Origin of the sequence: Streptomyces sp. NBC_00878 (assembly GCF_026341515.1) — a bacterium.
Lineage (GTDB): Bacteria > Actinomycetota > Actinomycetes > Streptomycetales > Streptomycetaceae > Streptomyces.
Genome location: NZ_JAPEOK010000001.1, coordinates 2,685,740 through 2,709,506, shown reverse-complemented (window position 1 = coordinate 2,709,506; position 23,767 = coordinate 2,685,740). Strand labels below are relative to the sequence as shown.

The 23,767-nt window shown below is 70.8% G+C and carries 21 protein-coding genes and 1 riboswitch; of the genes, 15 read left to right on the top strand and 6 right to left on the bottom strand.

The features are described from left to right. Positions 1-147 precede the first annotated feature (147 nt). From OHA11_RS11120 to OHA11_RS11105, 4 genes are all read left to right on the top strand, one after another. Positions 148-1,509 (top strand): pitrilysin family protein, encoded by a 1,362-nt coding sequence (locus OHA11_RS11120; RefSeq protein ID WP_266494750.1) that lies wholly within the window; start codon positions 148-150, stop codon positions 1,507-1,509. Next, positions 1,506-2,894: a pitrilysin family protein gene (locus OHA11_RS11115; protein WP_266494747.1), complete on the top strand. Its 1,389-nt coding sequence runs from the start codon at positions 1,506-1,508 to the stop codon at positions 2,892-2,894. Before OHA11_RS11120 ends, OHA11_RS11115 begins: the two co-directional genes overlap by 4 nt. A 247-nt stretch (positions 2,895-3,141) precedes the next feature. Beyond that, positions 3,142-3,302: riboswitch (cyclic di-AMP (ydaO/yuaA leader) on the top strand. Between the two features lie 12 nt (positions 3,303-3,314). Further along, entirely contained in the window at positions 3,315-4,088 is a 774-nt protein-coding gene (locus tag OHA11_RS11110) for a M23 family metallopeptidase (RefSeq protein WP_266494745.1), read from the top strand. Between the two features lie 284 nt (positions 4,089-4,372). Then, positions 4,373-5,068: a GntR family transcriptional regulator gene (locus tag OHA11_RS11105; protein ID WP_266494742.1), complete on the top strand. Its 696-nt coding sequence runs from the start codon at positions 4,373-4,375 to the stop codon at positions 5,066-5,068. A gap of 217 nt (positions 5,069-5,285) precedes the next feature. Here OHA11_RS11105 and OHA11_RS11100 read toward each other — a convergent pair whose 3' ends face one another. Continuing rightward, on the bottom strand, positions 5,286-5,567 hold the full coding sequence (locus OHA11_RS11100) for an HPr family phosphocarrier protein (RefSeq protein WP_266494739.1): 282 nt from the start codon (positions 5,565-5,567) through the stop codon (positions 5,286-5,288). Positions 5,568-5,781: 214 nt separating this feature from the next. On the opposite strand from OHA11_RS11100, the gene OHA11_RS11095 reads away from it, so the two are divergent. Genes OHA11_RS11095 through OHA11_RS11080 form a run of 4 tightly spaced genes read left to right on the top strand, consistent with a single transcriptional unit; the run spans position 5,782 to position 11,148 of the window. After that, positions 5,782-8,622 (top strand): bifunctional GNAT family N-acetyltransferase/acetate--CoA ligase family protein, encoded by a 2,841-nt coding sequence (locus OHA11_RS11095; RefSeq protein WP_266494737.1) that lies wholly within the window; start codon positions 5,782-5,784, stop codon positions 8,620-8,622. 41 nt (positions 8,623-8,663) lie between these two features. Next, complete coding sequence (locus OHA11_RS11090) at positions 8,664-9,251, top strand: DUF5998 family protein (protein ID WP_143638176.1); 588 nt, start codon at positions 8,664-8,666, stop codon at positions 9,249-9,251. Beyond that, positions 9,251-10,438 (top strand): alkaline phosphatase family protein, encoded by a 1,188-nt coding sequence (locus OHA11_RS11085; protein WP_266494732.1) that lies wholly within the window; start codon positions 9,251-9,253, stop codon positions 10,436-10,438. The genes OHA11_RS11090 and OHA11_RS11085 overlap by 1 nt, the downstream gene beginning before the upstream one ends. A 53-nt stretch (positions 10,439-10,491) precedes the next feature. After that, positions 10,492-11,148 carry a thymidine kinase gene (locus tag OHA11_RS11080; protein WP_266494730.1) on the top strand — a complete coding sequence of 219 codons (657 nt, stop codon included), beginning with the start codon at positions 10,492-10,494 and terminating at the stop codon, positions 11,146-11,148. A gap of 51 nt (positions 11,149-11,199) precedes the next feature. On the opposite strand, the gene OHA11_RS11075 is transcribed toward OHA11_RS11080, so the two are convergent. Further along, entirely contained in the window at positions 11,200-12,015 is an 816-nt protein-coding gene (locus OHA11_RS11075) for a VOC family protein (protein WP_266494728.1), read from the bottom strand. A gap of 309 nt (positions 12,016-12,324) precedes the next feature. Between OHA11_RS11075 and OHA11_RS11070 the strand changes: the two genes are divergently transcribed. Continuing rightward, positions 12,325-13,152, top strand: a complete 828-nt coding sequence (locus OHA11_RS11070; protein ID WP_266494725.1) for a sulfurtransferase — start codon at positions 12,325-12,327, stop codon at positions 13,150-13,152. A gap of 155 nt (positions 13,153-13,307) precedes the next feature. On the opposite strand, the gene sepH is transcribed toward OHA11_RS11070, so the two are convergent. The 3 genes from sepH to OHA11_RS11055 all read right to left on the bottom strand — a co-directional run bounded on the left by sepH (position 13,308) and on the right by OHA11_RS11055 (position 17,322). Then, positions 13,308-14,390 carry a septation protein SepH gene (sepH, locus tag OHA11_RS11065; RefSeq protein ID WP_266494721.1) on the bottom strand — a complete coding sequence of 361 codons (1,083 nt, stop codon included), beginning with the start codon at positions 14,388-14,390 and terminating at the stop codon, positions 13,308-13,310. A 411-nt stretch (positions 14,391-14,801) separates the two neighbouring features. Beyond that, positions 14,802-16,121 carry a D-arabinono-1,4-lactone oxidase gene (locus OHA11_RS11060; protein WP_266494718.1) on the bottom strand — a complete coding sequence of 440 codons (1,320 nt, stop codon included), beginning with the start codon at positions 16,119-16,121 and terminating at the stop codon, positions 14,802-14,804. Further along, positions 16,081-17,322, bottom strand: coding sequence for an MFS transporter (locus tag OHA11_RS11055; protein WP_266494716.1), 1,242 nt, complete (start codon positions 17,320-17,322; stop codon positions 16,081-16,083). Before OHA11_RS11055 ends, OHA11_RS11060 begins: the two co-directional genes overlap by 41 nt. A 162-nt stretch (positions 17,323-17,484) precedes the next feature. Here OHA11_RS11055 and OHA11_RS11050 point away from each other — a divergent pair, with 162 nt between their 5' ends. Continuing rightward, a complete protein-coding gene (locus OHA11_RS11050) occupies positions 17,485-18,612 on the top strand; it encodes a ferrochelatase (RefSeq protein ID WP_266494714.1) in 1,128 nt (375 codons plus the stop codon). A gap of 8 nt (positions 18,613-18,620) precedes the next feature. Further along, positions 18,621-19,433, top strand: a complete 813-nt coding sequence (locus OHA11_RS11045) for an inositol monophosphatase family protein (protein ID WP_266494711.1) — start codon at positions 18,621-18,623, stop codon at positions 19,431-19,433. Positions 19,434-19,687: 254 nt separating this feature from the next. On the opposite strand, the gene OHA11_RS11040 is transcribed toward OHA11_RS11045, so the two are convergent. Continuing rightward, complete coding sequence (locus OHA11_RS11040) at positions 19,688-19,861, bottom strand: hypothetical protein (protein ID WP_266494708.1); 174 nt, start codon at positions 19,859-19,861, stop codon at positions 19,688-19,690. 390 nt (positions 19,862-20,251) lie between these two features. On the opposite strand from OHA11_RS11040, the gene OHA11_RS11035 reads away from it, so the two are divergent. From OHA11_RS11035 to OHA11_RS11020, 4 genes are all read left to right on the top strand, one after another. Beyond that, the gene (locus tag OHA11_RS11035; RefSeq protein ID WP_266494705.1) at positions 20,252-20,905 is read left to right on the top strand and encodes a response regulator transcription factor; all 654 of its coding nucleotides are present in this window, start codon (positions 20,252-20,254) and stop codon (positions 20,903-20,905) included. A gap of 6 nt (positions 20,906-20,911) precedes the next feature. Continuing rightward, positions 20,912-22,153, top strand: a complete 1,242-nt coding sequence (locus OHA11_RS11030; RefSeq protein WP_266494702.1) for a HAMP domain-containing sensor histidine kinase — start codon at positions 20,912-20,914, stop codon at positions 22,151-22,153. A 393-nt stretch (positions 22,154-22,546) separates the two neighbouring features. After that, the gene (locus OHA11_RS11025) at positions 22,547-22,843 is read left to right on the top strand and encodes a DUF4193 domain-containing protein (protein WP_005481602.1); all 297 of its coding nucleotides are present in this window, start codon (positions 22,547-22,549) and stop codon (positions 22,841-22,843) included. A 13-nt stretch (positions 22,844-22,856) separates the two neighbouring features. Beyond that, positions 22,857-23,753, top strand: a complete 897-nt coding sequence (locus OHA11_RS11020) for a hypothetical protein (RefSeq protein ID WP_266494700.1) — start codon at positions 22,857-22,859, stop codon at positions 23,751-23,753. Positions 23,754-23,767 lie beyond the last annotated feature (14 nt).

The following is a 23,767-nucleotide window of genomic DNA, read 5'->3' as shown; positions in this document are numbered from 1 at the left end:
GCCGCACGACCGTACGTCCTTGCGGCGGCGCCCGCGTGCTCGCTCTCGGCGTACGCGTCGCGGGAACTTCGCCAGCTGTCCGCGCGCTTGCATACAGTGGCACGACTAGCAGGAATTCAGCAGTTTTCCGCGATCGAAGGGACGTACATGCCCATGGGTCACACGGCCACAGCTGAGGCCGGTTCCGGCGGCCTGACAGCGACCGAGCACCGCCTGGCCAACGGCCTGCGTGTGGTGCTCTCCGAGGACCACCTGACCCCGGTCGCGGCGGTGTGCCTCTGGTACGACGTCGGTTCGCGCCACGAGGTCAAGGGCCGCACCGGACTTGCCCACCTCTTCGAGCACCTGATGTTCCAGGGCTCGGGCCAGGTGAAGGGCAACGGCCACTTCGAACTGGTGCAGGGCGCGGGCGGTTCGCTCAACGGCACGACCAGTTTCGAGCGCACCAACTACTTCGAGACCATGCCCACGCACCAGCTGGAGCTCGCGCTCTGGCTGGAGGCCGACCGCATGGGCTCGCTGCTCGCCGCGCTCGACGACGAGTCCATGGAGAACCAGCGGGACGTCGTCAAGAACGAGCGCCGGCAGCGTTACGACAACGTCCCCTATGGCACCGCTTTCGAGAAGCTGACCGCCCTCGCCTACCCGGAGGGCCACCCTTATCACCACACACCGATCGGGTCGATGACGGACCTGGACGCGGCCACCCTGGAGGACGCGCGCGCGTTCTTCCGCACCTACTACGCGCCCAACAACGCCGTTCTGTCGATCGTCGGAGACATCGACCCGGAGCAGACGCTCGCCTGGGTCGAGAAGTATTTCGGCTCCATCGCGGGCCACGACGGCAAGCCCGCCCCGCGCGACGGTTCCCTGCCCGAGACCATCGGCGGGCAACTGCGCGAGGTCGTCGAGGAGGAGGTCCCGGCCCGCGCGTTGATGGCCGCCTACCGGCTGCCGGAGGACGGCACGCGCGCGTGCGACGCGGCGGACCTTGCCCTGACCGTGCTCGGCGGCGGCGAGTCGTCCCGGCTCTACAACCGGCTCGTACGCCGCGACCGCACCGCCGTGGCCGCCGGGTTCGGCCTGCTGCGCCTCGCGGGAGCACCCTCCCTGGGGTGGCTCGACGTGAAGACGTCCGGCGACGTCGAGGTCCCGGTGATCGAGACCGCCGTCGACGAGGAGCTCGCCCGGTTCGCCGAGGAGGGCCCCACGGCCGAGGAGATGGAGCGCGCCCAGGCCCAGTTGGAGCGCGAGTGGCTGGACCGTCTCGGCACGGTCGCGGGCCGCGCCGACGAACTGTGCCGGTACGCGGTGCTGTTCGGCGACCCGCAGCTCGCCCTGACGGCCGTCCAGCGCGTCCTCGACGTCACGGCCGAGGAGGTCCAGGAGGTCGCCAAGGCCCGCCTGCGCCCCGACAACCGCGCGGTGCTGGTCTACGAACCGACCGTCGCCGAAGAGGCCCAGGACACCGACGCCGCTGACGACACCGACGAGGAGGCGGCCAAGTGACCGAGCTCGCCACGATGGACTTCCACCCGCAGCCCCAGGCCGGCGAGGCCCGGCCCTGGGCCTTCCCGGCACCCGGGCGCGGCGCGCTCGACAACGGCCTGACCCTGCTGCGCTGCCACCGCCCCGGCCAGCAGGTCGTCGCCGTCGAAATCCTCCTGGCAGCACCGCTGGAGGCCGAGCCGCAGGGCCTGGACGGCATCGCCACGATCATGGCGCGTGCCTTCTCCGAAGGCACCGACAAGCACTCCGCCGAGGAGTTCGCCGCCGAGCTGGAGCGCTGCGGCGCCACCCTCGACGCGCACGCCGACCACCCCGGCGTACGGCTCAGCCTCGAAGTCCCCGTCTCACGGCTCCCCAAGGCGCTCGGCCTGCTCGCCGACGCCCTCAGGGCACCCGCCTTCGAGGACAGCGAGGTCGAGCGGCTGGTGCGCAACCGGCTCGACGAGATCCCGCACGAGACCGCCAACCCGGGGCGCCGCGCCGCCAAGGAGCTCTCCCGGCAGCTGTTCCCGGCGACCTCGCGCATGTCGCGCCCGCGCCAGGGCACCGAAGAGACGGTCGCCAAGATCGACTCGGGGGCCGTACGCGCCTTCTACGAAAGGCACGTACGCCCCGCCACGGCGACCGCCGTCGTCGTCGGCGACCTCACCGGTGTCGACCTCGACGCGCTGCTCGGGGACACGCTCGGCACCTGGACCGGTTCGCCGGCCGTGGCCCGGCCCATTCCGCCGGTGACCGCCGACGACACGGGCCGCGTGGTCATCGTCGACCGTCCCGGAGCCGTCCAGACGCAGCTGCTCATCGGCCGCGTCGGCGCCGACCGGCACGACCGTGTGTGGCCCGCCCAGGTGCTCGGCACGTACTGCCTCGGCGGCACCCTCACCTCCCGCCTGGACCGCGTCCTGCGCGAGGAAAAGGGATACACCTACGGTGTGCGGGCGTTCGGTCAGGTCCTGCGCTCCGCGCCGGACGGGACGGGCGCCGCGATGCTCGCCATCAGCGGCTCCGTGGACACCCCGAACACCGGCCCGGCGCTCGACGACCTCTGGAAGGTGCTGCGCACCCTCGCGGCCGAGGGCCTCACCGACGCCGAGCGGGACGTCGCCGTGCAGAACCTCGTGGGTGTGGCGCCCCTGAAGTACGAGACGGCGGGCGTCGTCGCGGGCACCCTCGCCGACCAGGTCGAGCAGCACCTGCCGGACGACTACCAGGCGACGCTGTACCAGCAGCTCGCCGCGACCGGCACCGTGGAGGCCACCGCGGCGGCCGTGAGCGCCTTCCCGGTGGACCGGCTGGTGACCGTCCTCGTCGGGGACGCCGCGCAGATCGAGGAGCCGGTCAGGGCCCTCGGAATCGGTGAAGTCAGCGTGGTGACAGCGGAGTAGGACAGCGACCGTCCGTGGAGAACCCAGGAGACCGGAGAGTCTCCTGGGTTCTCTCTTTCGCCCGGACCTCGGCCCCGACTTGCCCGGACTTCGACCTCGACCCGCAAGTTGTCCGTATTGATAGGGAGGTTGCCTGTCTGCCCTGTGGCGTGCGCTACAAAAGTCTTGATCCGTTTGTTGATTGAAAGACACCCCGCTTAGCGTCGGTCCGGCTGTTCGTCAGGCAGTGCGCCGCGTCCGCGGCACCGGACAGTCATCGCCGAGTCCCCGTACGGCGCGAGCCAGGGGAGCCGGGGACCCATACGTAGTCCCTGGGGTGAATCGGACGCCCTTCCCGAAGGGGGTCCGTAGGAGACCTTCCTGCTCCGAACCCGTCAGCTAACCCGGTAGGCGAGAAGGAAGGAAAGGACCAGCCACTTCATGGCGTTCACCCGCGCCACCGGGAAGCACCGTCGTCCCAGCCGCATGAAGCACAACACCAACAGGACCGTTGGCGTCGCCGCACTCGCCACCACCGGTGTCGTCGGCACCCTGGCTGCTCCCTCGTTCGCCGCCGAGAGCCCGGCCGAGCAGACCCTCACCCAGGCGATCACCATCGGCGACTCGCTCGCCGATGAGATCGACGCGCAGGCTGCCGCCCAGCAGCAGGCCGCCGACGAGGCCGCGGCCCGCGAGAAGGCCGAGGCCGCCGCGAAGGAGCGCGCCAAGGAGGCGGCGGAGAAGCTCAAGAAGGAGCGCGAGGCCAAGGCCCGCGCCGCCCGCGAGGCCGAGCGCAAGCGCCTGCTGAACACCTACACCTCGCCCATCGCCGGTTCGTACGTCTCCACCGGCTACCAGGCGGGTGGCGCGGTCTGGTCCTCCGGCAGCCACACCGGTATCGACTTCCACGCCGCGAGCGGTACCACCGTGCACGCGGTGGGCTCCGGCACCGTCGTGGAGGCCGGCTGGGGCGGCTCGTACGGCAACCAGGTCGTCATCAAGATGAACGACGGTACCTACACCCAGTACGGGCACATGTCGTCCCTCGGTGTCTCGGTCGGCCAGACGGTCACCCCGGGCCAGCAGATAGGCCTCTCCGGGGCGACCGGCAACGTCACCGGGGCGCACCTGCACTTCGAGGCGCGGACGACCGCGGAGTACGGCTCGGACATCGACCCCCTCGGGTACCTCCGCCAGCATGGCGTGAACGTCTGACGACGCGCGGCATACCTCCCGAAGGCCCCGGCTCACCTAGCCGGGGCCTTCGGGCATCCAGACCGCGTCCTGACGGCATCCCGTCGCGGCCCGACCGCTTCTCGCCACTTTCCGAACTCTCCGCCCGACTCGCCACCGGACGACTGCCTGTTCAGAAGCGAAGTGTGTCCAAAAAATATCCATGGATTCCGGCCTCCCATCGGAATTTCCCGTTCTCTGCAATAGAGTCACCGAACAGGCGTCAATCGACCGCGTTTCGCGGGGGTTAAGGCGGAGGTCCGGTCATGCGTATTCCCGCGCACTCGGTATGCACGGCGATCCGTGACGACATCGTCGCGGGTGTCTACGAGCGCGGCGGCCGGCTCACCGAAGAACTGCTCGCGCGCCGGTACGGCGTCTCGCGGGTCCCCGTGCGTGAGGCGCTGCGCACCCTGGAGGCGGAAGGCTTCGTCGTCACGCGTCGGCACGCGGGCGCGTGCGTCGCGGAGCCCACCGAACAGGAGGCCTCCGACCTCCTGGAGATGCGCATGCTGCTGGAGCCGCTGGGTGCCGCGCGCGCCGCCCAGCGCCGCACCGAGGCGCACCTCAAGGTGCTGCGCGGCCTGGTCAGGCTGGGGCAGGAGAGGGCCAGGAGAGGCAACAGCGAGGATCTGCGCTCGCTCGGTGCCTGGTTCCACGAGACGCTCGCCCAGGCCTCCGGAAGCCCCGCGCTGACCTCCACGCTCGCCCAGCTGCGGCACAAGATCGCCTGGATGTACTCGGTCGAGGCGCCGGCCCACCCCGCCGAGTCCTGGGGCGAGCACGGCGCCATCGTGGACGCCGTCGCGCGCGGCGACAGCGACCGGGCCAGGTCGATCACGGCGCTGCACACCGAGCGGGCGACGGCCGCTCATCGGCTGCGCTTTCCCGGCGGCGGTGACCGCGTGGAGCGTGTGAGGACTTCGCAACATCCTGTAAACACGGCAGGCCTGCGGCATTAACAGTGGCGCCGTATACAAAGAGATGTAATTCGCGGGAGATTATTTCCGCTGCCCATAATCAGGAATAGCAAAGGGCCCGCCTCATTTGTGAGGCGGGCCCTTCGTTGTGTGAGTGGGACGGGTCTTGAAACGAAGAACACCGTCACGTCAATTGTGGAACCCCGCTTGGTCACCAGGTCCGCGAAAGTGCCGCCGGCTCGGGCGCGGAGGGCCACACTCAGACGGTCTCGGGGAGCTCCTCAAGACCCTCGGCGACCAGCTTCGCCAGGCGGTCGAGCGCGGTGTCCGCCCCCTCGGCGTCGGAGGCGAGGACGATCTCCTCGCCGCCCTGCGCGCCCAGGCCGAGAACCGCGAGCATGGAGGCGGCGTTGACGGGGTTGCCGTCGGCCTTGGCGATCGTCACGGGGACGCCGGAGGCCGTGGCGGCCCGGACGAAGATGGAGGCGGGACGGGCGTGAAGGCCCTCGGCCCAGCCGACGTTGACGCGGCGCTCAGCCATGTGATGCTGCCCTTCAGATGTCTCACGGTTGTCTAGACCATTGTTCCATATGGTGCGAAGCGCGCCCCGAGCGGGTGCGGGACCGGGGCCCGAGGCGGCTTCAGCCCCCAAGACTGCCTCGCGCCCTTGCCGGACGCGAGCCCGTCGTCGTCGGGACCTGAACCCCCGGGACGAGGACCCGCCGTTGTCGGACCCGAGCCGTACTCTGGGGCCCATGCAGACCTCGCCGGACCGGCACGAGTACCCAGCTCACTGGGAGGCCGATGTCGTGCTGCGCGACGGTGGGACCGCGCGCATCCGGCCCATCACGGCCGACGACGCCGACCGCCTGGTCAGCTTCTACGAGCAGGTGTCCGACGAGTCGAAGTACTACCGCTTCTTCGCGCCGTACCCGCGCCTGTCCGCCAAGGACGTCCATCGCTTCACCCACCACGACTTTGTGGACCGGGTGGGACTCGCGGCCACGGTGGGCGGCGAGTTCATCGCCACCGTACGCTACGACCGCATCAACGCCGACGGTCTCCCCTCGTCGTCCCCCGCGGACGAGGCCGAGGTCGCCTTCCTCGTGCAGGACGCCCACCAGGGCCGGGGCGTGGCGTCGGCCCTGCTGGAGCACATCGCGGCCGTCGCCCGCGAGCGCGACATCCGCCGCTTCGCCGCCGAGGTGCTGCCCGCGAACACCAAGATGATCAAGGTGTTCACGGACGCCGGGTACCAGCAGAAGCGCCACTTCGAAGACGGCGTCGTACGCCTGGAGTTCGACCTCGAACCCACCGACCGCTCGCTCGCCGTGCAGCGCGCGCGGGAGCAGCGGGCGGAGGCGCGCTCAGTGGCCCGGCTCCTCGCTCCCCGTTCGGTCGCCGTCATCGGCGCGGGCCGCGCACCCGGGGGAGTGGGCCGCAGCGTCCTGGAGAACCTCCGCGACGCGGGATTCACCGGGCGCCTGTACGCGGTGAACGGGGCACTTCAGGAGAAGGAGCTCGACGGAGTTCCGGCGTACCGCTCCGTCCGCGACATCCCCGAGCCCGTCGACCTCGCCGTCGTCGCGGTCCAGGCCGACCGCGTCCCCGAAGTCGTGGCCGAGTGCGGCGAACACCAGGTGCAGGGGCTCGTCGTGGTCGCCGCGGGATACGCAGAGAGCGGCCCCGAGGGCAGGGAGCGCCAGCGCGAGCTCGTGCGCCAGGCGCGCACGTACGGGATGCGCATCATCGGACCGAACGCCTTCGGAGTCATCAATACCTCCCCGGAGGTGCGGCTCAACGCCTCGCTCGCCCCCGAGATGCCGCGCGCCGGTCGGATCGGCCTGTTCGCCCAGTCCGGTGCCATCGGTATCGCCCTGCTCTCCCGGCTGGAGCGGCGCGGCGGCGGGGTCACGGGCGTGACCGGCGTTTCGACGTTCGTCTCTTCGGGCAACCGCGCGGATGTGTCCGGCAACGACGTCCTTCAGTACTGGTACGACGACCCCGACACCGATGTCGCCCTCATGTACCTCGAATCCATCGGGAACCCGAGGAAGTTCACCCGCCTCGCGCGGCGCACGGCGGCGGCCAAGCCCCTGGTCGTCGTCCAGGGCGCACGGCACGGCGGGGCCGCGCCCCAGGGACATGCCGTACGGGCCACCCGCCTGCCGCACACGACGGTGTCGGCGCTGCTCCGGCAGGCCGGGGTCATCCGGGTGGACACGATCACGGAGCTGGTCGACGCGGGACTGCTGCTCGCCCGCCAGCCGCTGCCTGCCGGGCCCCGGGTGGCGATCCTCGGGAACTCCGAGTCGCTCGGGCTGCTGACGTACGACGCGTGCCTCTCCGAGGGGCTGCGGCCGTTGCCCCTGGTGGACCTGACCACGGCCGCCTCGGCCGGGGACTTCCGCGCCGCGCTGGCGCACGCGCTGGCCGACGACGCCTGTGACGCCGTCGTGGTCACCGTGATTCCGGCGGTGGGGGAGACGCCGGCGGCCGAAGCGGCCCTGGCGGAGGCGCTGCGCTCGGCCTCCGCCGCGGCTCCGGCCAAGCCGGTCCTCGTGGTCCACGTCGAGCTGGGCGGGATCGCTCAGGCGCTGTCCGCGGCGGCCGGCACCGCGCCCCGGGCCGCTCGTCCCGCCCCCGCCTTCTCGGGCAGCACCCACCCCATCCGCCCGGCGGACCGCCCGCCGACAGCGGCGGAAGCACCCGAGCCCGAGGCCGACTCCCGTCTCATCCCCGCCTACCCCGCCACCGAGCGAGCCGTCCGCGCCCTCGCCGAAGCCGTGCGGTACGGCCAGTGGCGCCGCGAGGCCGCCGACCCCGGACGCGTGCCCGAGTACGAGGACATCGACGAGAAGGGAGCGGCCGAGCAGATCGACGCCCTGCTGGGGAACGGGGCCATGGGCGGCCTCACCCTCGGCCCCGACGACACCCGCACCCTCCTCGGGCGGTACGGCATCGACGTACGCCGCGCCCTGCCCGCGCCCACGCCCGACGAGGCCGTCGCCGCGGCGCAGCGCCTCGGCTACCCCGTGGCCCTCAAGACCACCGCCCCGCACCTGCGCCACCGCGCCGACCTGGGCGGCGTACGGCTGGATCTGGCGGACGAGGAGCAACTGCGCAGGGCGTACACCGAGTTGACCAGCCTCTTCGGGAAGCCCGAGGAACTGCGCCCGGTGGTGCAGGCGATGGCACCGCGCGGGGTCGACACGGTCGTACGGGCGGTCATCGACCCGGCGGCCGGAGCGGTGCTCTCCTTCGGGCTCGCGGGGGCCCCGTCCGAGCTGCTCGGGGACACCGCGCACCGACTGATTCCGGTCACCGACCGGGACGCGGCCTCGCTGGTCCGGTCGATCCGGACCGCGCCGCTCCTCTTCGGCTGGCGGGGCTCGGCACCGGCGGACACGGCGGCCCTGGAGGAACTGCTGCTGCGCCTGTCACGCCTTGTGGACGACCACCCGGAGGTCGTCTCCGTGTCCCTGGAGCCCGTCGTCGTCGCCCCGCGCGGGCTGAGCGCGCTCGGCGCCTCCGTGCGGCTCGCACCGCCGCCCGCCCGCGACGACTTCGGTCCGCGCAGGCTTCCTGTGTACTGAGCGGTGCCTCGCAGTCAGTGCGCCCCCGTAGGATGGACGCTATGGCCAAGACCAGTACGACGACCCAGGGGCTGCGAGCGGCGATCGAGCGCAGCGGCTACTACCCGGCCCTCGTGGCCGAGGCGGTGGAGGCCGCTGTGGGCGGCGAGCCCATCCGGTCGTATCTGGTCCATCAGGAGACGACCTTCGACGCCAACGAGGTGCGTCGGCATGTGACGGTGCTGGTCCTCACGGGAAACCGATTCATCGTGAGCCACACCGACGAGCAGGCGGCGGACAGCACGTCCCCGACTCCCTACGCGACCACGTCGACCGAGTCCGTGAAGCTTGGCCGAATCTCGTCGGTCGTGCTCAGCCGGGTCGTCGCCAATCCGGAGAAGTACGTTCCGGGGACGCTGCCCCGCGAGGTCGTTCTCACCATCGGCTGGGGCGCGGTCGCCCGTATCGACCTGGAGCCCGCCGCCTGCGGCGACCCCAACTGCGAGGCGGACCACGGGTACACGGGCAGTTCGACGGCGGACGACCTGAGCCTGCGCGTCAGCGAGGCCGGGGACGGCCCGGACGCCGTGCGGCAGACGCTCGCCTTCGCGCAGTCGCTCTCCGAGGCGACCGCGGACGTCACCCGCTGATGTCCCAGCAAGTCTGGGACCTCCCGGAACCGCTCTCCCTCGACTCCGCTCCCGTACCCGAGTACGGGGCCGGTTCGCTCGCCGACCTGCTGCCCACTCTGGCCGCGGGCATGGACGTCCCGGACGTCACCGCCTCGCTCACGGAACTGAGCCCGGCCGACCGGAACTGCGTCTTCCTGATCGACGGCCTCGGCTGGGAGCAGCTCAAGACGCACCCGGACGAGGCCCCGTTCATGAGCTCTCTCCTGGGCAGCTCGCGCGGCGGCACCGGCCGCCCGATCACAGCGGGCTACCCCGCCACCACCGCGACCTCCCTGGCCTCGGTCGGTACGGGACTGCCGCCGGGCGCGCACGGCCTGCCCGGCTACACCGCGCGCAACCCGGAGACCGGCGAGCTGATGAACCAGCTCCGCTGGCAGCCGTGGACGCAGCCGCGCACCTGGCAGCCGTACCCCACCGTGTTCCAGTTGGCCGACGCGGCGGGTGTGCACACGGCCCAGGTGTCGTCACCACACTTCCAGAACACCCCGCTGACCAAGGTCGCCCTCAGCGGCGGCACGTTCCACGGGCGGCTGACCGGCGAGGACCGTATGGACCTCGCGGCCGAGCAACTGGCCGCCGGTGACCGCTCGCTGGTCTACACGTACTACGCGGAGGTCGACGGCAAGGGCCACCGCTTCGGCGTCGACTCGGACCCCTGGCGCGGACAACTCATGTACGTGGACCGGCTGGTCCAGCGGCTGGCCGAGCAACTTCCCCCGCGCACGGCCCTGTACGTCACCGCGGACCACGGCATGATCGACATCCCCTTCGACGAGCAGCACCGCATCGACTTCGACGAGGACTGGGAGCTGCGCGCCGGAGTCGCCCTGCTCGGGGGCGAGGGCCGCGCCCGGCACGTCTACGCGGTCCCGGGCGCCGAGTCGGACGTCCTGACCTGCTGGCGCGAGGTGCTCGGCGAGCAGTTCTGGGTGGCGTCGCGGGACGAGGCGATCGCGGCGGGCTGGTTCGGCCCGCAGATCGACGAGCGGGTGTACGCGCGCATCGGCGACGTGGTCGCGGCCGCCCGCGACGACGTACTGATCATCGCGTCCGAGCGGGAGCCGAAGGAGTCGGCGATGGTCGGCAACCACGGCTCGATGACATCGGTGGAGCAGCACATCCCGCTTCTGGAAATACGTTCCTGACCCTCCCCGTCCCCTCCAGTGAATCCTTCATGCCGAAAGGTGCTCAACTTCCCATGCCCGAGCTGGTGTTCTTCTCCGGAACCATGGACTGCGGGAAGTCGACACTGGCTCTCCAGATCGAGCACAACCGCTCGGCCCGGGGCCTGCAGGGCATGATCTTCACCCGTGACGACCGTGCGGGCGAGGGCAAGCTGTCCTCCCGCCTCGGCCTGGTCACGGACGCGGTGGAGGTCGAGGACGACCAGGACGTGTACGCGTACCTGGTGGACCACCTCTCGCGGGGCGGCCGCGCGGACTACGTCATCGCGGACGAGGCGCAGTTCCTCGCCCCCGAGCAGATCGACCAACTCGCCCGCGTGGTCGACGACCTGGGCATCGACGTCTTCGCCTTCGGCATCACGACGGACTTCCGCTCCAAGCTCTTCCCCGGCTCCCAGCGCCTTGTCGAACTCGCCGACCGGGTCGAGGTCCTCCAGGTCGAGGCGCTCTGCTGGTGCGGCGCCCGCGCCACCCACAACGCCCGCACCATAGGCGGCCACATGGTCGTCGAGGGCGCCCAGGTCGTCGTCGGGGACGTCGACCAGTCGGAGGACATCGGCTACGAGGTCCTGTGCCGCAGACACCACCGCAAGCGGATGACCGCGGCCACCGCCTGCGCGGGCGTGCTGTCCCCGGACGTGCTGCCGGTGGACGCGGTGTCCCGGACCTGAGGGACTGCGCACCCCCCTCAAGGCATCAGGGGACTGCCCCGCTCTCAAATCTCAAAGAGCGCCGACGCCGCTCCCATCGCTCGTCCGCACCACCGAGAACACCGCACCCTCCGGGTCCGCCACCCTGGCGATACGGCCGTGCGGGGTGTCCCTGGCCGGTTTGAGGACGTGGCCGCCCAGGTCGAGGAGGCGGACGAGGGAGACGTCCACGTCGGCGACCTCGAAGTACGTCATCCAGTGGGGTCCCCGGTCACGCGGCAGGGCGTTGCCGACGCCGTGGATGCCGGCCACCGGGCGCCCCTCGATGTGGAGGGTGATGTAGTCGAAGTCGGCGGAGACGACGGGCTCCTCCTCGAAGCCGAAGACCGTCTCGTAGAACTTGGCGACACCGGCGGAGTCGCGGGTCATGAGCTCGTTCCAGGTGGGGGTGCCGGGGACGCCGGTGATGCCCGTACCGAGATGGGCCGCGGCCTGCCAGACGCCGAAGACGGCGCCCGCCGGGTCCGAGGCGATCGCCAGTCGGCCGGCGTCCTCGGCGTCGAGCGGGCCGACGCCGACGGTGCCGCCGCAGTGCCGGACCGTTTCCGCCGTCAGGTCGACGTCGTCCGAGGCGAAGTAGGGCGTCCAGGCGATGGGCAGTTGGCGGTCGGGCGGGAGCTGACCGATGCCCGCCACTTCCTGGCCGTCGAGCTGCGCCCGCACGTACGAGCCGAGGTGCTGCGGGCCCGGCTGGAACTCCCAGCCGAACAGCTCCTCGTAGAACTCCTGGGTCGCGGCCATCCCGTGCACCATCAGGCTCACCCAGCAGGGTGTGCCGGGCGCGTACGCAGTGCCGTTCAGGCCGGCCGACCCCCGTGCCTCGGTCATCGTCAACCTCTCCTCGGCGCCTCGTGGGGCCGCTTCACTTCCGCTTCCGAACCGCGCGTTCCGCCGCCGCGCGCTTTCCGCGCCCGGTGCCGATGTTCGCACCACCAGGGGCACGGCGCGCCTCGGCCGAGTGGCCTATTGCGGCAGGATGCCCGAATTGCTGGTTCCCATCCGTTTCCGTGCCATTGCCTGCCGGTGTCCATCAGGCATACAGCGCGTGGCCGAGCCCGCACACCGCGTGGTCGGTCCGGCCGAGCAGAGTAGCCGGACCTGGACGATGCGGCCACCCCGTGCGCAAGGATGGTGGCCATGAACGCCATCATCTCCGCACCCGAACTCGCGAGCGACCTGGCGGGCCCGAACCCGCCGGTCGTCCTGGACATCCGCTGGCAGCTCGGCGGTCCGAACCTGCGCTCCGCCTACGAGGAGGCGCACATTCCGGGGGCCGTCTACGTGGACCTGGACTCGGAACTCGCCGCTCCGGCCGGATCGGCGGGCCGCCATCCGCTGCCCGACATGGAGGCCTTCGGAGCGGCTGTGCGGGCGGCCGGGGTGTCCGAGGACCGTGATGTGATCGTGTACGACGGAGGGCTCGGCTGGGCCGCCGCGCGAGCTTGGTGGCTGCTGCGCTGGACGGGTCATCCGTCGGTGCGTGTGCTTGACGGCGGCCTCGCGGCCTGGGGTGGCCCGGTCGAGTCCGGCAGCCCGACTCCGGCCGCCGGCACCTTCGTACCCGCCCCCGGCGCGCTGCCCCTCCTCGACGCCGACGGTGCGGCGGCGCTGGCCCGCACCGGTCTGCTCCTCGACGCCCGGGCCGCCGAGCGCTACCGGGGCGACGTCGAGCCGATCGACCGCGTCGGTGGGCACATTCCCGGAGCGGTCTCCGCGCCCACCACGGAGAACGTGGCGGAATCCGGCCGCTTCCACCCCGCCGCGGACCTCGCCGACCGCTTCAAGTCGCTGGGCGCGACCGGCACTTCCGAGGTCGGCGTCTACTGCGGCTCGGGCGTCTCCGGCGCGCACGAGGTCCTCGCGCTGGCGGTCGCGGGCATCCCGGCCGCGCTGTACGTGGGCTCCTGGTCGGAGTGGTCCCAGGACGACGGCCGCCCGGTGGCGACGGGCCCGGACCCGCAGTAGCCCCATGGAGGCCATCGCCATCGCCATCGCCATCGGCTCGGCGGAAGCGGAAGCGGAAGCGGTGGCGGATACGGACGCGGTACGGGTCCGTCGGGAACGGCGCACGGCAGCGGAAAGGGCTCGCACCGAGGTGGTGCGAGCCCTTTCCGGCATTCCTAGTCCTGCTTCTTCCTGCGGGTCCCGAAGACGATCTCGTCCCAGCTCGGTACGGCCGCTCTACGTCCCGGACGGACGCCGTCCGCCTCCGCCTGCCGGTCGGTGGCGCCGACGAGCCGGTCGCGGTGACTGCTCACCGAACGCGGCATGAGGACGTCCGCGTAGGCGGAACCCGCCGAGGCCGCGGGAGCCGGGGGCTCCTCCGCCTCGGGCTCCGGGTCGAGTGGTTCCTCCGCCTCGGGACGCTCCGTGGTGGAGGTGGTCGAGGCGGCGGGAGCGGTCGAGGGACGCTCGGGCACCACCATGTCGCCGCGGAAGCTGGGCACGGCCTCCAGGAGGCTGGTGAGAGAGTCCCGCTCGCCGGCGGTCTCCTCCGACTCCAGCTCGGGCATCGGCGGGGGCAGGCTCGGCCGTTCCGTCTGCCGGTCCAGGGCGCGGTCCATCGGACGGTCGCGCGGCAGCCGGGCGATGCGTGGCACGAACGGGAAGCTGGGCTCGGCCGCGGCGAGGTCGTCGGACTCGCCGATCAGCGAGCGCGCCTCGTCGTCCACGGCCTGGACGAGCCGCCGGGGCGGGTCGTACGTCCAGCTCGCCGAGTGCGGTTCGCCCGCCACCAAGTAGACCAGCAGGACTTCCCAGGTGCCGTCGTCACGGCGCCAGGAGTCCCATTGGACGGTCTCCTTGTCGGCGCCGCGCAGCAGGAGCCGCTCCTGCACCGCCTCGCCGAGCTGGGGACCGGTGGTTTCGCCTGGGCGGCGGACAGGGGTCTTCCGGGCTCGCTCCGCCATGAAGGCGCGCTCGGCGAGTACGGGCCCCTCGAAGCGGCGTACCCGGTCGACGGGGATACCCGCGAGCTGGGCGACCTCTTCGGCGGACGCTCCCGCACGTATACGCGCCTGGATGTCTCGGGGGCGGAGATGGCTCTCCACCTCGATCTCGATCTGGCCGAGGCGGGGACGGTCGCCGCGTACGGCGGCGCGCAGACGCTCATCGATCGGAAGCGTGTACTCCGTGCTGTCCGCAGCCTTCAGCACCAGCCGTGTGCCGTCGTTAGAGACGGCCACGACACGCAGTTCGGGCATGGGGACCTCCCGGGTGGTGCCTGCCGACGTCACGTGCGTCGCTGCTTCCGCTAGTCGAGTGTGGCCTGCCCGGGTGCAGCCTGCCACAACCTTGCCGAGTTGCCCGGCGTGTCGGGCGGTGGCCCGGGATCGCCGTTATGGCACGGTTACCTATTCGCAACGCTAAGTGACGAACTCCATCACCCTGTGCAACGAGCCCCCTCCCGGCGGTCCTGGAAGGCCCCGGACGCCCTGGCGAGTGTCCGGACCCAGGGCTCGCAACAGTACTCCATTCGGGCCACTTGCGTGGATCGGCACGCCACCGAACTTGTGTCCGGGGGCGGGAGTTGGCCACCGATGGCGACGTCCCGGTGACCATGAGGCGTGGCGTGCTTCACGAGTTCACCGCAAACGGAACTGGTCGTTTCGTGCTTACTCGCCCAGCACCCGGCGCAAGTAGTCGTTCGCGAACAGCCGTTGCGGGTCGAGTCGGTCCCGCAGCTCGGTGAATTCGCCGAAGTGCGGGTAGACGCCGGCGAAGTACTCCGCGTCGCGCGTGTGCACCTTGCCCCAGTGCGGCCGGCCCTCGTGCGCGGTGAAGATGCGCTCGGCCTCGGTGAAGTACGCCTGGTAGGGCGTGCCCCGGAACATGTGCACGGCGATGTAGGCACTGTCCCGACCGGAGGCGGTGGACAGGGTGATGTCGTCCGCCGGGGCGGTGCGGACCTCGACCGGGTAGCTGATCCTGAACCTCGATCGGTCGACCATCGCCTTGAGTTCCCGCAGCGTGTCCACCAGAGCGGCGCGCGGGACGGCGTACTCCATCTCCACGAACCGCACCCGGCGGGGCGAGGTGAAGACCTTGTAAGGGATGTCCGTGTACCTCCGCGAGGACCAGGCCCGGGTGGATATCTGGGCGATGGTCGGAACGGTCGCGGGCACCGCACGGCCGACCATGTTGGCCACCTGCCAGAGGCCGTTGGCCACGAACTCGTCGTCGAACCAGCCCGCCAGCGGCTTCACGGGCTGCTCCGGGCCCGCGCTGCGGTTGTTGCGCTTGGTGTTGGTGGACGCCGTGTGCGGGAACCAGTAGAACTCGAAGTGCTCGTTCTCGGCCCAGAGTTCGTCGAAGCGGCCGGTGACCTCGTCGAAGGGCATCGGCTCCTCGCGGGCCGTGAGCAGGAAGACGGGCTCCACTGCAAAGGTGATCGCGGTGACGATGCCCAGGGCGCCGAGGCCGATGCGGGCCGCCGCGAAGACGTCCGGATTCTCCTTCTCGGAGCAGGTCAGCACCGAACCGTCCGCCGTGACCAGTTCAAGTCCCCTGATCTGGGCGGCGATCGAGGCCGACTCTCGGCCGCTGCCGTGGGTGCCGGTGCTGGTGGCGCCGGAGACCGTCTGCTCCATGATGTCGCCCATGTTGGTGAGCGACATGCCCTCGCGCGCGAGGGCCATGTTGAGTCTCTTGAGCGGGGTGCCGGCCTCGACCGTGACCGTCATGGCGTCGCGATCAATGTTGCGGATGCCGGTCAACAGTTGAGGGCGGATCAACACGCCGTTGGTGGCGGCGATCGACGTGAAGGAGTGTCCGCTGCCGACGGCCTTCACCGTCAGCCCTTCCTCGGCGGCCTCGCGTATGGCCGCGGTCAGTTCCTCGACCGAGGCCGGCGTGACCTCCCGCGCGGGGCGGGCCGTGACCGTTCCGCCCCAGTTACGCCACGTGCCGTTCTTCGCGCTCGTTATGGTGCTCAACAAGGGTGCCTCCCCGACCCGGCGCCGGTCTGCTGAGCCGGCGGTACCCGAGGAAACCGACCGCGACCGCGACGGCACCGGCGGCGACCGGAACCCCGTACCCGGCCCGCGCCCCGGCTGTGTCGATCACCCAGCCGGACAGGGAGGAGCCGAGCGCGACCCCGACCGCGAGCCCGGTGCTCACCCACGTCATGCCCTCGGTCAGTTTCGCGCGTGGTACGTGCAGTTCGACGAGGGCCATCGTCGTGATCATCGTCGGCGCGATGGACAGGCCCGCAACGAACAGCGCCACGGCCAGGAACGGCAAGTTTCCGACCAGTAGGAGGGGGATCATACTCACGGCCATGGTGCATACGCCCAGCACCCACTTGCGGGCGGGCGCTCCGCCGAGGCGCAGCAGTCCGAACACGGCCCCCGCCACACAGGAGCCCGCCGCGTACACGGCCAGGACGACGCTCGCGGCCCCCTTGTGACCTCGCTCGTCGGCGAAGGCCACGGTGACCACATCGACCGCCCCGAAGATCGCCCCCGTCGCCACGAAGGTGCCCACCAGGACCTGCAGCCCGGCGGAGCGCAGGGCCGAGCCGCCCGTGTGCTGCTCGCGCGGATGCGGCGGGGGCTCGGTGGCGCGCTGGGAGGTCAGCCAGAAGACGCCGACCGCCAGGAAGCAGGCCGCGAGCAGCGGCCCGGCCTCCGGGAACCACACGGTGGACAGACCGATGGAGATGATCGGCCCGAAGATGAAGCAGATCTCGTCGACGACGGACTCGAAGGCGTACGCGGTGTGCAGTTCGGGCCTGTCCCGGTAGAGGAGCGACCAGCGTGCCCTGGTCATCGCGCCGACGCTCGGTACGCAGCCGATGCCGGCCGAGCAGAGGAACAGCACCCAGTCCGGCCAGTCGAAGTGTGCGGCCAGCAGCAACCCGGCGGACGCGGCGAGCGCGCACAGTGTGGCGGGCCGCAGTACGCGCCGCTGCCCGTGCCGGTCCACCAGGCGGGATATCTGCGGGCCGAGCACCGCGGCGGACAGCGCGATGGTCGCCGAGAGCGCGCCCGCGAGCCCGTACCGCCCGGTGAGCTGCGAGATCATCGTGACCACGCCGATGCCCATCATCGACAGCGGCATCCGGCCGAGGAGGCCCGCGGTGGTGAAGCCCTTGGAGCCGGGGGCGGCGAACAGGGCACGGTAGGGGCTGGGCACGAGGATCTCCGGTGACGATCCGGTAAGGGGTGATTGCGACTGAGACAGCTGACGAGTCAGGCGACCCTAACGCATATGCGGACTTCGCCCGGCACCCCGTCCGCCCGTTGTCCGGCACCCCGCCGTTGTCCGGCTGTCAGAGCCGGGTGGCAGGATCGAGATATGCGAGACGCGCTCGATGCCACCCCTTACGACGCCCTGCTCCTGCTCTCGTTCGGCGGTCCCGAAGGCCCCGACGACGTGGTCCCGTTCCTGGAGAACGTGACGCGTGGACGGGGTATCCCCAAGGAACGCCTGAAGGAAGTCGGGCAGCACTACTTCCTGTTCGGCGGGGTCAGCCCCATCAACGACCAGAACCGCGCCCTCCTGGACGCCCTCCGCAAGGACTTCGCGGACCACGGCCTGGACCTGCCCGTGTACTGGGGCAATCGGAACTGGGGCCCGTATCTGACCGACACCCTGCGCGAGATGGTCACCGACGGCCACCGCCGCGTCCTGGTCCTCGCCACGAGCGCGTACGCCTCGTACTCGGGCTGCCGGCAGTACCGCGAGGACCTCGCGGGGGCCCTGGCCACCCTGGAGGGCGAGGGTCTGCAGGCGCCGCGGATCGACAAGCTGCGGCACTACTTCAACCACCCCGGCTTCCTGGAGCCCATGATCGAGGGCCTCCTGACGTCGCTCGCGGAGCTCCCCGAGGAGGTCCGGGCGGGCGCGCACATCGCCTTCACGACGCACTCGATCCCGAACGCCTCTGCGGACACGTCGGGCCCGGCCGAGGGCCACGGCGACGGCGGGGCGTACGTGAAGCAGCACCTGGACGTCGCGCAGCTCGTCGCCGACGCCGTGCGCGAGCGGACCGGGATCGACCACCCCTGGCGGCTCGTCTACCAGTCGCGTTCTGGCGCCCCGCACATCCCGTGGCTGGAGCCGGACATCTGCGACCACCTGGAAGAGCTGCACGGCGCCGATGTCCCGGCCGTCGTGATGGCGCCCATCGGGTTCGTCTCGGACCACATGGAGGTCCTCTACGACCTCGACACGGAGGCCACAGCGAAGGCCGAGGAGCTGGGTCTGCCGGTGCGCCGCTCGGCCACCGTGGGTGCCGACCCGCGGTTCGCCGCCGCGATCCGCGAGCTCGTCCTGGAGCGGGCCGACGCCGAGAGCGGCCGGGACGTGACGCCCTGCGCCCTCGGCGCCCTGGGCCCGAGCCACCAGCTGTGCCCCGTGGGCTGCTGCCCGGCCCGCACCCCCAAGCCCGCGGCCGCGGGCGCCGACAGCCCGTACGCGTGAGGAGCGACGTGACCACCACAGTCAACGACGAGCTGAAGGCCGAGCTGCTGGAGATCGCGCTCGACGCGGCCCACCGCGCGGGCGCCTTCCTGCGCGACACCCGCCCCGACGACCTCGGCGTCGCCGCCACCAAGTCCAGCGCAGTCGACGTCGTCACCGAGATGGACATCGCGTCCGAGAAGCTGATCACCGGTCTGCTGGCCGACCGCCGGCCGGACGACGGCGTGCTCGGCGAGGAGGGCGCCAGTGTCGAGGGCAGCAGCGGCGTCCAGTGGGTGATCGACCCGATCGACGGGACGGTCAACTACCTGTACGGGCTGCCCAACTGGTCGGTCTCCATCGCGGCCCGCAAGGACGGCGAGACCATCGTCGGCGTGGTGCAGGCCCCGATGCGCGCGGAGACCTACCGAGCCGTCCTGGGGGAGGGCGCGTACGTGAACGACCGCCCCGCGCGCGTGCGGCCCGCCCCCGCGTTCGGGATGGCCCTCGTCGGCACCGGCTTCGGCTACCGCGCCGAACGGCGGGCCCGGCAGGCCGAGGTGGTCGCACACCTGATCCCCGAGGTCCGGGACATCCGACGGGCCGGCTCGGCGGCGATCGACCTGTGCGACGTGGCGACGGGCCGCCTGGACGCGTACTACGAGCGCGGGCTGAACGCCTGGGACTACGCCGCCGGTGACCTGATCGCCCGCGAGGCGGGCGCGCTGACCGGTGGACGCCCCGGAGAGCCCCTTTCGACCGACCTGACCGTCGCGGCCCCACCCGGCCTCTTCGAGCCCCTCCAGGCCCGCCTGGAAGAGCTGGGCGCCTGGCACGACTGACGCTGCGTGATCGCCCATGCCCGGCTGACACCGAGTACAACAACGGCGACAGGTGAACCGCGTACACATCAGCGGCGAGTGAGCCGAAGGGGCGCGCCTGTGTCGAGAGGGTGAGCGCGCGGAGGCCCGACGAAGGAGGGTCGAGCACGGTCACCCTCTCGACACAGGCTGTAGCGCCCCGGAGGCGAACCGAGCCCCAAAAAGAGGGGCCCCGGCACTGGATCGATGCCGGGGCCCGCTCTCGTGCGAGCTGATCAGACGCGTGTCGCGCCGAGCTGTACACCGTGCTCGGCGGCGAGGCGGTGCAGGTCGTCGAGCTCTGCCTGCTCGACCTCCGCGAGGAAGTCGTCGCCGGTCTCGCGAGCCATCGTCAGGTCGGACTCGGTCGCCCTTATGCGCTGCAGAAGTCCTGCGGTGAATGCGTCCATGCTGCGCCCCCTCGTCCTGGGTCGTGGGTCGGTGGCACGGGGGTGTGCCGTTCGGAAGGGGCGATCACGTCTCCAGGATGCCCAGCGCTGCCCCTGCTGGGCGGCGACGGCGCCGGACACCCACGCCCGCCCTGCGGAAGCGGACCATGGCATACCGCATGGTGGTGCGGCACAAGCAGAGCGTGATCGCGGGGTGTAAAGCCGTCCTCCCCCCGCTCCCTTCCACGGAAACCTCAACCGCGCGAGAAAATCTCGCATTCCCGGCCCCCGCCTCCGCCTTACAGCCGACTTATGGCCGAAAAGGGCAGGATGGAGACTCAACCCGCGACAGACCCTGCCCGTGTGCGCCGAGAAGGCGCTACGCGGGTGGACAGAGGAAGGACAAGCGACGTGCGCGTACTCGTCGTCGAGGACGAGCAGCTGCTCGCCGATGCGGTGGCCACCGGACTGCGCCGGGAGGCCATGGCCGTCGACGTCGTGTATGACGGTGCGGCCGCCCTGGAGCGCATCGGCGTCAACGACTATGACGTGGTCGTCCTCGACCGCGACCTCCCCCTCGTGCACGGCGACGACGTCTGCCGCAAGATCGTCGAGCTCGGCCTGCCCACGCGCGTGCTGATGCTCACGGCCTCCGGAGACGTCAGCGACCGGGTGGAGGGCCTGGAGATCGGCGCCGACGACTACCTCCCCAAGCCCTTCGCGTTCAGCGAGCTGACGGCACGCGTGCGTGCCCTCGGCCGGCGTACGAGCCTGCCGCTGCCGCCGGTGCTGGAGCGGGCCGGGATCAAGCTCGACCCCAACCGCCGCGAGGTCTTCCGCGACGGCAAGGAGGTCCAGCTCGCGCCCAAGGAGTTCGCCGTCCTGGAGGTGCTGCTGCGCAGCGAGGGCGCCGTCGTCTCCGCCGAACAGCTCCTGGAGAAGGCCTGGGACGAGAACACCGACCCGTTCACCAACGTCGTGCGCGTCACGGTGATGACCCTGCGCCGCAAGCTCGGTGAGCCCGCGGTCATCGTCACGGTGCCCGGTTCCGGTTACCGGATCTGATATTCGATGACCACGACACCCGCTCCTCCCAAGGCACCCCCGAAGCCCACCTGGGACCCGAGGAAACCGGAGCCGCCGTTCCCCTGGCTGCGTCCGACCATCCGGATACGGCTCACGCTGCTGTACGGCGGGATGTTCCTGATCGCCGGGATCCTGCTGTTGTCGATCATCTACCTGTTGGCGGCCCAGGCACTCCGCCAGGGCAGTGGCGTCTCCTTCCAGGTGACTGGCACCGACCTCAAGCTCTACAGCGAGACCTGCCCCCAGCTGAGCGGCGCCAGGAGCAACGAAGAGGTGAACGCGATCCTCAAGGAGTGCACCGCCATCCAGCAGCAGCACGCCCTGGACGGCCTCCTCAGCCGCTCGCTCCTCGCCCTGCTGGGCCTTGCCGTCATCGCGTTCGCCTTCGGCTACGCGATGGCCGGCCGGGTGCTGTCCCCGCTCGGCCGGATCACGCGCACCGCGCGCGCGGTGGCGGGCTCGGACCTGTCGCGGCGGATCGAACTGGACGGTCCCGACGACGAGTTCAAGGAGCTGGCGGACACCTTCGACGACATGTTGGAGCGGCTGCAGCGGGCCTTCACGGCCCAGCAGCGGTTCGTGGGGAACGCCTCGCACGAGCTGCGGACGCCCCTCGCGATCAACCGCACGCTCCTGGAGGTGCACCTGTCCGATCCGGGTGCGCCCGTGGAGCTCCAGCAGCTCGGCAAGACGCTGCTCGCCACGAACGAGCGCAGCGAGCAGCTCGTCGAGGGCCTGCTGCTGCTCGCCCGCAGTGACAACCAGATCGTCGAACGCAAGCCGGTCGATCTCGCCGAGGTCGCCTCGCAGGCCATCGACCAGGTGCGCGGTGAGGCCGAGGCGAAGGGCGTCATGATCCGCGGGAAGCGGGCCGCCGCGGTCGTCCAGGGCAGCGGCGTCCTCCTGGAGCGGATCGCCCTGAACCTCGTTCAGAACGCCGTGCGGTACAACGTGGCGGAGGACGGCTGGGTCGAGGTGACCACAGAGGTGCAGCACGGTCAGGCGGTCCTCGTGGTCTCCAATACGGGGCCCGTGGTCCCCGCGTACGAGATCGACAATCTTTTCGAGCCTTTCCGGCGACTGCGCACGGAGCGGACGGGCAGTGACAAGGGCGTGGGTCTGGGCCTGTCGATCGCCAGGTCGGTGGCCCGTGCACACGGCGGTCACATCGCCGCGGAACCGCGCGAGGGAGGTGGGCTGGTGATGCGAGTCACCCTGCCTGTCTGAGACCATGTCGCCGACACGCGAGGATGTTCGCTTTGCGCGGAATTTTCTGGGCTTGCAGAGGGTCGCCTCGTGTGTGATCGATCACAAGGGCGAATTTCCGGCCATCTACTCTCCGTGATCAAGAGGGCTGTCGTAAAGCCGGGAAAATCCGGGTTTTCGGGGGTCCAGATCACGGGAAGTACACGGTGAGACGCCTTTGAAGTGCGGCATTCGGACCGTGTACGGTCCCGTTCGCCATCCAAGCCGATCACTCTTGAGGGGTCCGATTGGGTGTCGATTGAGTAACAGACCTTGATGTGAGGCAAAATCTCCGCCTCAGGTCGGGCACAAGTCCGGCCTCTCACGCGTTACGTGCGCTGGAGACACCGTAGATACCCAGAGGGGGAGAGCGACATGGCAACGGATTACGACACCCCACGCAAGACCGACGACGACGTCGACTCGGACAGCCTTGAAGAACTGAAGGCTCGCCGGAACGACAAGTCGACTTCGGCGGTCGATGTGGACGAGTTCGAGGCCGCAGAAGGCCTGGAACTGCCCGGTGCGGACCTCTCGAACGAGGAGTTGGCCGTCCGGGTCCTGCCGAAGCAGCAGGACGAGTTCACCTGCATGAGCTGCTTCCTGGTCCACCACCGCAGCCAGCTGGCCCGCGAGAAGAACGGCCAGCCGATCTGCCGCGACTGCGACTGAGGCAGGGTCGGCCGTGACAGGCTCGACCCCGCCCTGGAAGCGCCGCTTTCGTGACCAGGGAGCGGCCGGTCCGTCTCCGGACGGCATGCGTGACGACGAGCGAGGCCACCCGGCCTCGCTCGAAGCAGTGGACGCGACAGGCGCCTCCGGTGCCCTGGAGGTGCCGGTTCCGAAGGCGTCTGTCGCAAAACGCAGGGCGGCCGCGGTCGGCCACGGGGTCAAGGAAGGCGTCCGCAAGGGCGGCAGCCGCGCCAGGGCGGGCCTGGCGTACCTCACCGACCGCCTCATCGAGAACGCCCCGCGCATCCCCGTACGCGACCTCGCGACGCTCCGCAGGCAGTTCCCGGGCCTCGGCCCCGAGCAGCTCGCGGACAAGCTCGTGGCGGGCGCGTGCAACGCGACGTCCACGGTCGGCGCGGGAATCGGCGCCGCCGCGATGATGCCCGTACCGCCGGCGATGCCCACCGAGCTGGCCGCGGAGATCACCGGCGTCGCCGCGATCGAGATGAAGCTGATCGCCGAGTTGTACGAGGTCTATGGCCTGCGGCCGCCGGGCAGTCTGAAGCAGCGCAGCACCACGTATCTGAGTTCGTGGTCGGAGGAGCGCGGAATCGACGTGACCAAGCCGTCGACGATCAACGCGGCCCTGGGGGGCCAGCTCAAGCGCGAGCTGCGCCAGCAGATCATGAAGCGCATGGTCAGAAACCTGCCGAACCTGATGCCGTTCATGGTCGGCGCCGCGGTCGGGGCGGTCATGAACCGCCGTGACACGAGAAAGCTCGCGGAGCGCATCCGCAAGGACCTCCGCAAGGTCCAGGTGCCGTGGGACGCGCTTCCGTCGCTGCCGCCTCTGGAGAAGCCCACCGACCCCCTGCGCATCGGCGAGATCCCCAAGGAGCTGGGGCGCTGACCTCCTGGCCGCGG